Here is a 13,832-nt window from a genome sequence, read left to right on the forward strand (position 1 = left end):
ACACGGCTTTTTTGCGTAAAGCTTTTGGTTGTTCTCTGCGATTGGCTGCAGCCCCGGCACCGGATAAAAATGCGTATCCAGCGCGGCCCGGTGGCCTCTGTTTGGTGGCTAGTTAATCCTTATTATGGACTTAAAACGCGTGATGTTGTCTGCTAATCAAACTGTCAGCGAAATATCGCCTACACATGGCTGCCGTCATGTCGCCATTATTATGGATGGCAACGGCCGTTGGGCGAAACGGCAAGGTAAAATTCGCGCTTTCGGGCACAAGGCCGGTGCGAAATCCGTGCGTCGCGCGGTCTCTTTCGCGGCGAATAATGGAATTGAGGCGTTAACGTTATACGCGTTCAGCAGCGAAAACTGGAACCGTCCGGCTCAGGAAGTCAGTGCGCTGATGGAGCTGTTCGTCTGGGCGCTGGATAGCGAAGTCAAAAGCCTGCACCGACACAATGTGCGTTTGCGGATTATTGGCGACACCACGCGCTTCAATGCGCGCCTGCAGGAGCGTATCCGCAAAGCGGAAGCGCTGACCGCGAACAATACCGGCTTAACGCTGAATATTGCGGCCAATTACGGCGGTCGCTGGGATATTATCCAGGGCGTTCGTTTGCTGGCGAAACAGGTACAGGACGGGACGCTGCTGCCTGAGCAGATCACGGAAGACATGCTGAGTCAGCAGGTCTGCATGCATGAACTGGCTCCCGTAGATTTAGTTATTAGGACCGGGGGAGAGCACCGAATAAGTAATTTTCTGATTTGGCAAATTGCCTATGCCGAACTTTACTTTACGGATGTTCTTTGGCCCGATTTTGCTGAACAGGACTTTGAAGGTGCACTCCATGCCTTTGTTAATCGAGAGCGTCGTTTCGGCGGCACTGAGCCGGGTGGCAGTCATGCCTGATGGGGGTCACTTTTGCTGAAGTATCGCCTGATATCTGCTTTCGTCTTAATCCCCGTCGTCATTGCGGCGCTGTTTTTATTGCCGCCGATGGGGTTTGCTATCGTGACCCTGGTGGTCTGCATGCTCGCCGCGTGGGAGTGGGGGCAACTGAGCGGTTTCACCTCGACGTCGCAGCGGGTCTGGCTGGCGGTGTTGTGCGGCCTTCTGCTGGCGGCGATGCTGTTTTTGCTGCCGGAATACCATTATGACGTTCATCAACCGATGGTTGAAGGCTCGCTGTGGGCCTCTTTCGCCTGGTGGATCGTCGCGCTGCTGCTGGTGCTCTCTTATCCGGCGTCGGCGGCATTCTGGCGGCACTCGAAAGTGCTGCGCCTTATCTTCGGTATCCTGACCATCGTCCCGTTTTTCTGGGGCATGCTGGCGCTGCGCGCCTGGCATTATACCGATAACCATTACAGCGGCGCGCTGTGGCTCCTGTATGTGATGATTCTGGTCTGGGGCGCGGATTCCGGCGCCTATATGTTTGGCAAAATGTTTGGCAAGCACAAGCTGGCGCCGAAGGTCTCGCCGGGGAAAACCTGGCAGGGCTTTTTTGGCGGTTTGCTGACCGCGGCGGTGATCTCCTGGGCCTACGGGGTGTGGGCCCATCTTGACGTTACGCCAACGGTGCTGCTGGTCTGTTCGGTGGTGGCAGCCCTGGCTTCGGTGCTGGGCGATCTGACGGAAAGTATGTTTAAGCGCGAGGCCGGCATTAAGGATAGCGGGCACTTGATTCCCGGACATGGCGGTATTCTCGATCGTATCGACAGCCTGACGGCGGCGGTGCCGGTCTTCGCCTGTCTGCTACTGTTAGTCTTCAGGACGATTTGACGGAAGGTTATATGCTGAGCGTGCTCTGGAATCTGGCAGCTTTTATCATTGCGCTTGGCGTACTGATTACGGTGCATGAGTTTGGCCATTTTTGGGTAGCGCGCCGCTGCGGTATCCGGGTTGAGCGTTTTTCTATCGGCTTCGGCAAAGCGCTGTGGCGGCGGATGGATAAGCAGGGTACGGAGTTCGTCATTGCCCTGATCCCGCTGGGCGGCTACGTCAAGATGCTGGATGAGCGTGTTGAAGCGGTGGCGCCGGAGATGCGCCACTACGCTTTCAATAATAAAACCGTCGGCCAGCGTGCGGCGGTGATTGCCGCCGGTCCCATCGCTAACTTCCTTTTCGCTATCTTTGCCTACTGGTTGGTCTTCATCATCGGCGTTCCTGGCGTTCGCCCGGTAGTGGGTGAAATAACCCCCAATTCGGTTGCCGCGCAAGCACAAATTGCAAAAGGCACGGAACTTAAAGCGATAGATGGTATCGAAACGCCTGATTGGGATGCGGTGCGTCTGCAGCTGGTGGCCAAAATCGGCAACCCGCAAACAATACTTACCGTCGCCCCTTTCGGGACCAATCAGCGCCAGGATAAAATCGTCGATCTGCGGCACTGGGCGTTTGAGCCAGACAAGCAAGATCCCGTGACGTCGCTAGGGATCCAGCCGCGCAGCGCGCAGATTGATACGGTGCTGGCGGAAGTCCAGGCGGGCTCGGCAGCTCAGAAAGCAGGTTTGCAAGCGGGCGACCGGATCGTTAAAGTCGATGGACAACCGTTAACGCAGTGGATGACGTTTGTTAATCTGGTGCGCGATAATCCGGGCAAAACGCTGGCGCTGGAGATTGAACGGCAGGGGAGTGCGCTGCCGTTAACCCTGACGCCGGATGCAAAAACGGTGAAAGGTAAGGCAGAAGGGTTCGCAGGGGTGGTGCCAAAGGTCATCCCGCTGCCTGAAGAATACAAGACAGTACGTCAGTACGGACCGTTTGCCGCCATCGCTGAAGCCACGGATAAAACCTGGCAGCTGATGTCGCTGACGGTCAGGATGCTGGGTAAATTGATAACCGGTGATGTCAAACTGAACAACCTCAGTGGGCCGATCTCTATCGCTCAGGGGGCTGGAATGTCAGCGGAGTTTGGGTTGATTTATTATCTGATGTTCCTTGCGCTGATTAGCGTGAACCTCGGAATCATCAACCTGTTCCCACTACCCGTACTGGATGGGGGACATCTGCTGTTTTTGGCGATTGAAAAGCTGAAGGGCGGGCCGGTATCCGAGCGAGTTCAAGACTTTAGTTATCGCATTGGCTCAATACTGCTGGTGCTGTTAATGGGGCTTGCACTTTTCAATGATTTCTCTCGGTTATAAGAGAGTTTGTTAGGAAGAACGCATAATAACGATGGCGATGAAAAAGTTGCTCATAGCGTCGCTGCTGTTTAGCAGCGCGACTGTATACGGTGCTGAAGGGTTCGTGGTGAAGGACATTCATTTCGAAGGCTTGCAGCGTGTCGCTGTTGGTGCGGCCCTCCTCAGTATGCCAGTGCGTCCTGGCGATACGGTGACCGACGATGATATCAGTAACACTATTCGCGCGCTGTTTGCCACTGGCAACTTCGAGGACGTCCGCGTCCTGCGCGATGGTGATACCCTGCTGGTGCAGGTGAAAGAGCGTCCGACGATCGCCAGCATCACCTTCTCCGGCAACAAGTCGGTGAAAGATGACATGCTCAAGCAGAACCTTGAGGCCTCTGGCGTTCGGGTGGGCGAGTCGCTTGACCGCACGACCATCGCGGACATCGAGAAGGGTCTCGAGGATTTCTACTACAGCGTCGGTAAATACAGCGCCAGCGTCAAAGCGGTGGTTACTCCGCTGCCGCGAAACCGTGTCGACCTGAAACTGGTCTTCCAGGAAGGCGTCTCCGCTAAAATTCAGCAGATCAACATCGTCGGCAACCATGCGTTTTCGACTGATGAGCTGATCTCCCACTTCCAGCTGCGTGATGAAGTGCCGTGGTGGAACGTGGTCGGCGACCGTAAATACCAGAAGCAGAAGCTGGCGGGCGACCTTGAAACCCTGCGCAGCTACTACCTGGATCGCGGCTATGCCCGTTTCAACATCGATTCTACCCAGGTCAGCCTGACGCCGGATAAGAAAGGGATCTACATCACCGTCAACATCACCGAAGGCGATCAGTACAAGTTTTCCGGGGTGCAGGTGACGGGCAACCTCGCCGGCCATTCCGCGGAAATCGAAGCGCTGACCAAAGTCGAGCCGGGTGAACTGTATAACGGCGCGAAAGTGACCAAGATGGAAAACGACATCAAGAAACTGTTGGGTCGTTATGGTTACGCCTACCCGCGCGTGCAGTCGCAGCCGGAGATCAACGACAGCGATAAAACCGTTAAGCTGCACGTCAACGTCGATGCGGGCAACCGCTATTACGTGCGTAAAATTCGCTTCGAAGGCAACGACACCTCCAAAGATGCCGTTCTGCGCCGCGAAATGCGCCAGATGGAAGGCGCGTGGCTGGGCAGCGACCTCGTCGATCAGGGTAAAGACCGTCTCAACCGTTTAGGCTTCTTCGAAACGGTCGATACCGATACCCAGCGCGTCCCGGGCAGCCCGGACCAGGTCGATGTAGTCTACAAGGTGAAAGAGCGTAACACCGGTAGCTTCAACTTCGGTATCGGTTACGGTACCGAGAGCGGCGTCAGCTTCCAGGCGGGCGTTCAGCAGGATAACTGGTTAGGTACTGGCTATGCTGTCGGGATCAACGGCACCAAAAACGACTACCAAACCTATACCGAGCTGTCGGTGACCAACCCGTACTTCACCGTAGACGGTGTGAGCCTCGGCGGCCGTGTCTTCTATAATGACTTTGATGCGAACGATGCGGATCTGTCTGACTATACCAACAAAAGCTATGGTACAGACATCACGCTGGGCTTCCCGGTCAACGAATACAACACGCTGCGCGCCGGCGTCGGGTATGTGCATAACTCCCTGTCCAATATGCAGCCGCAGGTGGCGATGTGGCGTTACCTGAACTCGATGGGCCAGTATCCGGACAACACCAACGACCGGAACTCGTTCAGTGCGAATGACTTCACCTTCAACTACGGTTGGACCTATAACAAGCTTGACCGCGGCTTCTTCCCAACGGAAGGTTCGCGCGTCAACCTGAACGGTAAAGTGACCATTCCGGGTTCGGACAACGAATACTACAAAGCGACGTTGGATACCGCCACCTATGTGCCGATCGACAACGATCATGAATGGGTGGTGCTGGGTCGTACCCGCTTTGGCTATGGCGATGGTATCGGCGGCAAAGAGATGCCGTTCTATGAGAACTTCTATGCCGGTGGCTCCAGCACCGTGCGTGGCTTCCAGTCGAACACCATTGGTCCGAAGGCAGTGTATTTCCCGGCAAGCAGCCGTCATGACGATGATGACAGCTACGATAATGAATGTAAGAGCACCGAATCCGCACCGTGTAAATCCGATGATGCGGTGGGCGGTAACGCGATGGCGGTGGCCAGCCTGGAGCTGATTACCCCGACGCCGTTCATTAGTGACAAATATGCGAACTCGGTCCGGACTTCCTTCTTCTGGGATATGGGTACCGTATGGGATACTCACTGGGATTCGAGCGCGTATGGCGGTTATCCGGATTACAGCGATCCGAGCAACATCCGTATGTCTGCGGGTATTGCCGTGCAGTGGATGTCGCCGTTGGGGCCGTTGGTCTTCTCCTACGCCCAACCGTTCAAAAAGTACGATGGAGACAAAGCCGAACAGTTCCAGTTTAACATTGGTAAAACCTGGTAATTGTTGGCGGCAATGGAATGCAAGTGCAGTATAGCGCTGACCGTAGGCGATAACGCGTTTATCGCCTCGCCACGCAAATAACGGTACCCCTGGGTACTCATGGGATGGTAAGGAGTTTATTGTGAAAAAGTGGTTATTAGCTGCAGGTCTGGGTTTGGCAATGGTAACTTCCGCTCAGGCGGCAGATAAAATTGCCCTGGTGAACATGAACAGCCTGTTCCAACAGGTTGCCCAGAAAACTGGCGTTTCCAACACGCTGGAAAACGAGTTCAAAGGCCGCGCTAGCGAACTGCAGCGTATGGAAGGCGACCTGCAGTCTAAAATGCAGCGTCTGCAGTCCATGAAGCCGGGCGCCGATCGTACCAAACTGGAAAAAGACGTGATGGCTCAGCGCCAGACCTTCTCCCAGAAAGCGCAGGCGTTTGAACAGGATCGCGCTCGTCGTTCCAACGAAGAGCGTGGCAAACTGGTGACCCGTATCCAGACTGCCGTACAGAGCGTAGCGAAAGATCAGAGCATCGATCTGGTGGTTGACGCGAATGCCGTTGCATACAACAGCAGCGATGTAAAAGACATCACCGCTGATGTGCTGAAACAGGTTAAATAAGTAATGCCTTCAATTCGACTGGCTGATCTTGCGCAGCAGTTGGATGCAGAATTACACGGTGATGGCGATATCGTCATCACCGGCGTTGCGTCCATGCAGAGCGCGAAAACGGGCCAAATCACTTTCATGGTCAACCCTAAGTACCGTGAACACCTGGCCGCTTGCCAGGCTTCTGCCGTTGTGATGACGCAGGATGATTTGCCTTTTGCCCATAGCGCCGCGCTGGTAGTGCGTAATCCCTACCTGACCTACGCGCGCATGGCTCAAATTCTGGATACCACGCCGCAGCCGGCACAGGATATCGCGCCGAGCGCGGTTATCGATCCGACGGCGAAGCTGGGTAGCAACGTTGCCATCGGCGCCAACGCCGTTATCGAATCCGGGGTAGAGCTGGGCGATAACGTGGTCATCGGCGCAGGCTGCTTCGTTGGGAAAAATACGAAAATAGGCGCCGGCTCGCGTTTGTGGGCCAATGTGACCATTTACCATGAGATTGAGATCGGCGAGAATTGCCTGATCCAGTCCAGCACGGTGATCGGCGCGGATGGCTTCGGCTACGCCAACGATCGCGGCAACTGGGTGAAGATCCCGCAGCTGGGTCGCGTCATTATTGGCGATCGCGTGGAGATCGGCGCCTGCACCACAATTGACCGCGGCGCGCTGGACGATACCGTGATTGGCAACGGGGTTATCATTGATAACCAGTGCCAGATTGCGCATAACGTGGTGATTGGCGACAATACCGCGGTTGCCGGCGGTGTCATCATGGCAGGCAGCCTGAAAATCGGCCGCTACTGCATGATTGGCGGCGCCAGCGTGATTAACGGCCATATGGAAATCTGCGATAAGGTCACCGTCACGGGGATGGGGATGGTGATGCGTCCTATCAGCGAACCTGGCGTATACTCCTCCGGTATTCCGCTGCAGCCGAACAAGGCGTGGCGTAAAACCGCTGCGCTGGTGATGAATATTGACGAGATGAGCAAGCGCCTGAAAGCGATTGAGCGCAAGGTTAATCAACAAGACTAATTCATCATTTGGTCACATGACATTTCCGGCCTGTTGCATTCGCTAAAAGATTGCCGCAGGCCGTGTTATTATTGCCTTTTAGTACATTTAGACAGGAAGAGTATTTTGACTACTGACACTCATACTCTGCACATTGAAGAGATTCTGGAACTTCTGCCTCACCGTTACCCGTTCCTGCTGGTAGACCGCGTGCTGGATTTTGAAGAAGGTCGTTTTCTGCGCGCAGTAAAAAATGTTTCTGTAAACGAGCCGTTTTTCCAGGGGCATTTCCCTGGTAAGCCGATTTTGCCGGGCGTCCTGATTCTGGAAGCAATGGCGCAGGCCACCGGGATTCTGGCATTCAAAAGCGTTGGAAAACTGGAACCAGGCGAGCTGTATTACTTCGCGGGTATCGATGAAGCACGTTTCAAACGCCCGGTAGTACCAGGCGATCAGATGATTATGGAAGTCACTTTCGAGAAAACCCGCCGCGGCCTGACCCGTTTTAAAGGCGTTGCGCTGGTTGACGGTAAAGTGGTTTGCGAAGCGACGATGATGTGTGCGCGTAGCCGGGAGGCCTGATACGTGATTGATAAAACCGCTTTTGTTCATCCTACCGCCATTGTTGAAGAAGGCGCCGTGATTGGCGCTAACGTCCACATTGGTCCGTTTTGTATTGTTGGCGCCAACGTCGAAATCGGCGAAGGCACCGTACTGAAGTCTCACGTTGTCGTTAACGGCCACACCAAAATCGGCCGTGACAACGAGATCTATCAGTTCGCTTCCATCGGCGAAGTTAACCAGGATCTGAAATATGCTGGCGAACCAACCCGGGTGGAAATTGGCGATCGCAACCGCATTCGCGAAAGCGTCACCATTCATCGCGGCACAGTACAGGGCGGTGGATTAACAAAGGTGGGCAACGATAACCTGCTGATGATCAACGCCCACGTGGCGCACGATTGTACGCTTGGCGATCGCTGCATCCTGGCCAATAACGCGACGCTCGCGGGCCATGTTTCGCTGGATGATTATGTCATTATCGGCGGCATGACTGCGGTGCACCAGTTCTGCGTCATTGGCTCACACGTTATGGTTGGCGGCTGCTCCGGCGTAGCGCAGGACGTTCCGCCGTTCGTGATTGCCCAGGGCAACCATGCGACGCCGTTCGGCGTCAACATCGAAGGCCTGAAACGCCGCGGCTTCAGCCGGGAAGCGATTACCGCGATCCGCAACGCGTATAAACTGCTGTACCGCAGCGGCAAGACGCTGGAAGAAGCCAAGCCGGAGATCGCCGAACTGGCGACTCAGCATCCTGAAGTTCAGCCGTTTGTCGATTTCTTCGCCCGCTCTACCCGCGGCTTGATTCGTTAATGGCTGAACAGCGTCCCCTGACGATTGCCCTGGTCGCCGGAGAAACCTCCGGCGATATTCTTGGCGCTGGCCTCATCCGCGCCCTCAAAGCACGCATTCCGAATGCGCGCTTTGTCGGCGTGGCGGGACCGCTGATGCAGGCGGAAGGGTGTGAAGCCTGGTACGAAATGGAAGAGCTGGCGGTGATGGGTATTGTTGAAGTGCTCGGTCGCCTGCGTCGCTTACTCCATATTCGCGCCGATTTGACCCGCCGCTTCGGGGAGCTGCGTCCCGATGTTTTCGTCGGTATCGACGCCCCTGACTTCAATATTACCCTCGAAGGGAATCTGAAAAAGCAGGGCATCAAAACCATTCACTACGTCAGCCCATCGGTTTGGGCCTGGCGACAAAAACGCGTTTTCAAAATCGGCAGATCCACCGATCTGGTGCTGGCCTTTCTGCCTTTCGAAAAAGCGTTTTATGACAAATTTAACGTTCCCTGCCGCTTTATCGGCCATACCATGGCGGATGCGATGCCGCTGGATCCTGACAAAGGCGCCGCGCGCGACCGGTTAGGTATCCCGCACGACGTGCGTTGCCTGGCGCTGTTGCCCGGTAGCCGCGGCGCGGAAGTCGAAATGCTCAGCGCGGACTTTCTGAAAACCGCGCAGCTTCTGCGGGCTACCTATCCCGATCTGCAGGTGGTGGTGCCGCTGGTTAATGCTAAACGGCGGGAGCAGTTTGAGCGAATTAAAGCTGAGACGGCGCCGGATATGATCGTGCATATGCTGGACGGCCAGGCGCGCGATGCGATGATCGCCAGCGACGCCGCGCTGCTGGCCTCCGGGACGGCGGCGCTGGAGTGTATGCTGGCGAAATGCCCGATGGTGGTTGGCTATCGCATGAAGCCGTTCACCTTCTGGCTGGCGAAGCGGTTGGTTAAAACCGACTACGTCTCGTTGCCGAACCTGCTGGCCGGGCGCGAGCTGGTTAAAGAGCTGCTGCAGGATGAGTGCGAGCCGCAGGCGCTGGCTGCCGCCCTGCAGCCGCTGCTGGCCGATGGCAAAACCAGCCATGAGATGCATGAGACATTCCGCGCGCTGCATCAGCAGATCCGCTGCAACGCCGATGAGCAGGCGGCGGATGCCGTACTGGAGTTAGCAAAACAATGATGGAGTTCGTCTATCCGCATACCCATCTGGTTGCCGGCGTCGATGAGGTCGGGCGTGGCCCCCTGGTTGGCGCGGTGGTGACCGCGGCGGTGATCCTCGATCCGGCGAAGCCGATTGTGGGTCTGAATGATTCCAAAAAACTCAGCGAGAAGCGTCGACTGGCGCTCTTCGATGAGATTAAAGAGAAAGCGCTGTGCTGGAGCCTTGGGCGCGCCGAGCCGCATGAGATCGATGAGCTGAATATCCTGCATGCCACTATGCTGGCGATGCAGCGCGCCGTCGCCGGCCTGAGCATTGTGCCCGAGTTTGTCCTGATCGATGGCAACCGCTGTCCGTCGCTACCGATGCCCTCCCTGGCGGTGGTGAAAGGCGACAGCCGGGTGGCAGAAATCAGCGCAGCGTCTATTCTGGCAAAAGTCACTCGTGACGCAGAAATGGCCACGCTGGACCTCGCATTTCCCCACTACGGATTTGCCCAGCATAAAGGCTATCCCACCGCTGTTCACCTGCAGAAGCTGCAGGAACACGGCGCAACAGAGCATCACCGGCGCAGTTTCGGCCCGGTGAAGCGTGCCCTGGGCCTGGCGTCCAACTAAGTCACCGGGATCTAAAGATGGCTGAACCACGTTTCGTACACCTGCGGGTGCACAGCGACTATTCCATGATCGATGGGCTGGCAAAGACCGGGCCGCTGGTCAAGAAGGCGGCCTCGCTTGGCATGCCAGCGCTGGCGATCACCGATTTCACCAACCTCTGCGGGCTGGTGAAGTTCTACGGGACGGGACACGGCGCGGGGATTAAGCCGATCGTCGGCGCCGATTTCCACGTGCAGTGCGACCTGCTCGACGAATTTACCGAGCTGACCGTGCTGGCGGCGAACAACACCGGCTACCAGAACCTGACTCTGCTGATTTCCCGCGCCTATCAGCGCGGCTACGGCGCCCTGGGGCCGTGGATCGATCGCGACTGGCTGGTGGAACATCAGGAAGGGCTGATTCTGCTCTCCGGCGGCCGTAAAGGCGACGTCGGCGTCAGCCTGATCCGCGGCAACATGCCGCTGGTTGAGCAGTGCGTCTCCTTCTATGAAGAGCATTTCCCGGATCGCTATTTTCTGGAGCTGATCCGCACCGGTCGTCAGGATGAAGAGAGTTATCTCCATGCCGCCGTAGCGCTGGCGGAAGCGCGTGGTCTGCCGGTGGTGGCGACCAACGATGTCCGCTTCCTCGACACTGGCGACTTTGACGCCCATGAAATCCGCGTCGCTATTCACGACGGCTTCACCCTCGACGACCCGAAACGGCCGCGCAACTACTCGCCACAGCAATATATGCGCAGCGAGGAGGAGATGTGCGAGCTGTTCGCCGATATTCCGGAAGCGCTGGCAAACAGCGTCGAGATCGCCAAACGCTGCAACGTCACCGTGCGGCTTGGCGAATATTTCCTGCCGCAGTTCCCGACCGGCGATATGACCACGGAAGATTTCCTGGTGATGAAATCGAAAGAGGGTCTGGAAGAGCGGCTGGAATTCCTCTTCCCGGATCCGGAAGTGCGCGCGAAGCGCCGGCCGGAATACGACGAGCGTCTGGATATCGAGCTGCAGGTGATCAACCAGATGGGCTTCCCCGGCTACTTCCTGATCGTGATGGAGTTTATCCAGTGGTCGAAGGATAACGGCGTGCCGGTCGGCCCGGGCCGCGGTTCCGGCGCCGGCTCGCTGGTGGCCTACGCGCTGAAGATCACCGATCTTGACCCGCTGGAATTCGACCTGCTGTTCGAACGTTTCCTCAACCCGGAACGTGTTTCGATGCCCGACTTCGACGTCGACTTCTGCATGGAGAAACGCGACCAGGTTATCGAGCACGTGGCGGATATGTATGGCCGCGACGCGGTATCGCAGATCATCACCTTCGGTACCATGGCGGCGAAGGCGGTCATCCGCGACGTGGGCCGCGTGCTGGGTCACCCGTACGGCTTTGTCGACCGCATCTCCAAGCTGGTGCCGCCCGATCCGGGCATGACGCTGGCGAAAGCCTTTGAGGCCGAGCCGCAGCTGCCGGAGATCTACGAGGCGGACGAAGAAGTGAAAGCGCTGATCGACATGGCGCGTAAGCTGGAAGGGGTGACGCGAAACGCCGGTAAGCATGCGGGCGGCGTGGTTATCGCGCCGACCAAAATCACCGACTTCGCCCCGCTGTATTGCGATGAGCAGGGGCTGCATCCGGTTACCCAGTTTGACAAGAACGACGTGGAATACGCCGGGCTGGTGAAATTCGACTTCCTCGGTCTGCGTACGCTCACTATCATTAACTGGGCGCTGGAGATGATTAACAAGCGCCGTGAGAAGAACGGCGAAGGGCCGCTGGATATCGCCGCCATCCCGCTGGATGACAAGAAAAGCTTCGACATGCTGCAGCGCTCGGAAACCACCGCGGTCTTCCAGCTTGAATCGCGCGGCATGAAAGATCTGATTAAACGCCTGCAGCCGGACTGCTTCGAAGATATGATCGCGCTGGTGGCCCTGTTCCGCCCGGGCCCGCTGCAGTCGGGGATGGTAGATAACTTTATCGACCGTAAGCACGGCCGCGAAGAGATCTCGTATCCGGACGTACAGTGGCAGCATGAAAGCCTGAAACCGGTGCTGGAGCCGACCTACGGCATCATCCTGTACCAGGAACAGGTCATGCAGATTGCCCAGGTGCTGTCCGGATATACCCTCGGCGGCGCGGATATGCTGCGTCGTGCGATGGGTAAGAAAAAGCCGGAGGAGATGGCCAAGCAGCGTTCTATCTTTGAGGATGGGGCGAAGAAAAACGGCGTTGATGGCGAGCTGGCGATGAAAATCTTCGACCTGGTGGAGAAATTCGCCGGTTACGGGTTTAACAAATCGCACTCCGCCGCATACGCGCTGGTTTCTTACCAGACGCTGTGGCTTAAGGCGCACTATCCGGCTGAGTTTATGGCGGCGGTAATGACCGCCGATATGGACAACACCGAGAAGGTCGTTGGCCTGGTGGACGAGTGCTGGCGTATGGGGCTGAAAATTTTGCCCCCGGATATTAACTCCGGCCTGTACCATTTCCACGTCAACGACGACGGCGAGATCGTCTACGGTATCGGCGCCATCAAGGGCGTCGGCGAAGGGCCGATCGAAGCGATCATTGAGGCGCGCAACAACGGCGGTTATTTCCGCGAGCTGTTCGACCTCTGCGCGCGGACCGATATTAAAAAGCTCAACCGTCGGGTGCTGGAAAAACTGATTATGTCCGGGGCGTTCGATCGTCTCGGTCCGCATCGCGCGGCGCTGATGAATTCACTGGGCGATGCGCTGAAAGCCGCCGATCAGCACGCCAAAGCCGAGGCCATCGGCCAGGCCGATATGTTCGGCGTGCTGGCGGAAGAGCCTGAGCAGATTGAACAGTCCTACGCCAGCTGCCAGCCGTGGCCTGAGCAGGTGGTGCTGGATGGTGAAAGGGAGACCCTGGGGCTGTACCTGACCGGGCACCCGATTAACCAGTATCTGAAAGAGATTGAGCGCTACGTCGGCGGCGTGAGGCTCAAAGACATGCATCCGACCGATCGTGGAAAAGTGACCACGGCGGCGGGGCTGGTGATTGCGGCGCGGGTAATGGTCACCAAGCGCGGCAATCGTATCGGCATCTGTACCCTGGATGACCGTTCCGGGCGGCTGGAGGTGATGTTATTCACCGACGCGCTGGATAAATATCAGCAGTTGCTGGAAAAAGACCGCATACTTATCGTCAGCGGACAGGTCAGCTTTGATGACTTTAGCGGGGGGCTTAAAATGACCGCCCGTGAAGTCATGGACATTGACGAAGCCCGGGAAAAATATGCTCGCGGGCTTGCTATCTCGCTGACGGACAGGCAAATTGATGACCAGCTTTTAAACCGACTCCGTCAGTCTCTGGAACCCCACCGTTCGGGAACCATTCCAGTGCACCTCTACTATCAGAGGGCGGATGCACGCGCGCGGTTGCGTTTCGGCGCAACATGGCGCGTCTCTCCGAGCGATCGTTTACTCAACGATCTGCGTGGCCTTATCGGCTCGGAGCAGGTGGAACTGGAGTTTGACTAATAC

Annotated in this window: 11 protein-coding genes; all 11 read left to right on the top strand. The window is 56.8% G+C overall.

What is annotated here, in order from left to right; translation table 11 throughout:
- Nucleotides 1–142: 142 nt before the first annotated feature.
- The 11 genes from ispU to dnaE all read left to right on the top strand — a co-directional run bounded on the left by ispU (nt 143) and on the right by dnaE (nt 13,829).
- A complete protein-coding gene (ispU, locus tag ABLU95_RS16070) occupies nt 143–901 on the top strand; it encodes a (2E,6E)-farnesyl-diphosphate-specific ditrans,polycis-undecaprenyl-diphosphate synthase (RefSeq protein WP_048298630.1) in 759 nt (252 codons plus the stop codon).
- Between the two features lie 12 nt (nt 902–913).
- The gene (gene cdsA / locus ABLU95_RS16075; protein ID WP_023292047.1) at nt 914–1,771 is read left to right on the top strand and encodes a phosphatidate cytidylyltransferase; all 858 of its coding nucleotides are present in this window, start codon (nt 914–916) and stop codon (nt 1,769–1,771) included.
- An 11-nt stretch (nt 1,772–1,782) separates the two neighbouring features.
- Nucleotides 1,783–3,135: a sigma E protease regulator RseP gene (gene rseP / locus ABLU95_RS16080; RefSeq protein WP_087776502.1), complete on the top strand. Its 1,353-nt coding sequence runs from the start codon at nt 1,783–1,785 to the stop codon at nt 3,133–3,135.
- 31 nt (nt 3,136–3,166) lie between these two features.
- Nucleotides 3,167–5,596, top strand: a complete 2,430-nt coding sequence (gene bamA / locus ABLU95_RS16085) for an outer membrane protein assembly factor BamA (RefSeq protein ID WP_023292048.1) — start codon at nt 3,167–3,169, stop codon at nt 5,594–5,596.
- A gap of 121 nt (nt 5,597–5,717) precedes the next feature.
- Nucleotides 5,718–6,203, top strand: coding sequence for a molecular chaperone Skp (gene skp / locus ABLU95_RS16090; protein WP_002889325.1), 486 nt, complete (start codon nt 5,718–5,720; stop codon nt 6,201–6,203).
- Between the two features lie 3 nt (nt 6,204–6,206).
- The gene (lpxD, locus tag ABLU95_RS16095) at nt 6,207–7,232 is read left to right on the top strand and encodes a UDP-3-O-(3-hydroxymyristoyl)glucosamine N-acyltransferase (protein WP_087825061.1); all 1,026 of its coding nucleotides are present in this window, start codon (nt 6,207–6,209) and stop codon (nt 7,230–7,232) included.
- A gap of 105 nt (nt 7,233–7,337) precedes the next feature.
- Complete coding sequence (fabZ, locus tag ABLU95_RS16100; protein WP_004145858.1) at nt 7,338–7,793, top strand: 3-hydroxyacyl-ACP dehydratase FabZ; 456 nt, start codon at nt 7,338–7,340, stop codon at nt 7,791–7,793.
- Nucleotides 7,794–7,796: 3 nt separating this feature from the next.
- Nucleotides 7,797–8,585 (top strand): acyl-ACP--UDP-N-acetylglucosamine O-acyltransferase, encoded by a 789-nt coding sequence (lpxA, locus tag ABLU95_RS16105; protein ID WP_004204455.1) that lies wholly within the window; start codon nt 7,797–7,799, stop codon nt 8,583–8,585.
- Nucleotides 8,585–9,736, top strand: a complete 1,152-nt coding sequence (gene lpxB / locus ABLU95_RS16110) for a lipid-A-disaccharide synthase (RefSeq protein WP_023292050.1) — start codon at nt 8,585–8,587, stop codon at nt 9,734–9,736. Before lpxA ends, lpxB begins: the two co-directional genes overlap by 1 nt.
- Nucleotides 9,733–10,332, top strand: coding sequence for a ribonuclease HII (gene rnhB / locus ABLU95_RS16115; RefSeq protein WP_004204458.1), 600 nt, complete (start codon nt 9,733–9,735; stop codon nt 10,330–10,332). Before lpxB ends, rnhB begins: the two co-directional genes overlap by 4 nt.
- A gap of 17 nt (nt 10,333–10,349) precedes the next feature.
- Entirely contained in the window at nt 10,350–13,829 is a 3,480-nt protein-coding gene (dnaE, locus tag ABLU95_RS16120) for a DNA polymerase III subunit alpha (protein ID WP_348879938.1), read from the top strand.
- The last annotated feature ends 3 nt before the right edge of the window (nt 13,830–13,832 follow it).

The organism is Klebsiella sp. GG_Kp146, assembly GCF_040061975.1.
In the GTDB taxonomy this organism is placed as follows: Bacteria; Pseudomonadota; Gammaproteobacteria; order Enterobacterales; family Enterobacteriaceae; genus Klebsiella; species Klebsiella quasipneumoniae.

Bases quoted from the DNA above. Each gene is read 5' to 3' on its own strand.
- ispU (WP_048298630.1), top strand. From the start codon at position 143: ATGTTGTCTGCTAATCAAACTGTCAGCGAAATATCGCCTACACATGGC.
- rseP (WP_087776502.1), top strand. From the start codon at position 1,783: ATGCTGAGCGTGCTCTGGAATCTGGCAGCTTTTATCATTGCGCTTGGC.
- bamA (WP_023292048.1), top strand. From the start codon at position 3,167: ATGGCGATGAAAAAGTTGCTCATAGCGTCGCTGCTGTTTAGCAGCGCG.
- lpxD (WP_087825061.1), top strand. From the start codon at position 6,207: ATGCCTTCAATTCGACTGGCTGATCTTGCGCAGCAGTTGGATGCAGAA.
- lpxB (WP_023292050.1), top strand. From the start codon at position 8,585: ATGGCTGAACAGCGTCCCCTGACGATTGCCCTGGTCGCCGGAGAAACC.
- rnhB (WP_004204458.1), top strand. From the start codon at position 9,733: ATGATGGAGTTCGTCTATCCGCATACCCATCTGGTTGCCGGCGTCGAT.
- dnaE (WP_348879938.1), top strand. From the start codon at position 10,350: ATGGCTGAACCACGTTTCGTACACCTGCGGGTGCACAGCGACTATTCC.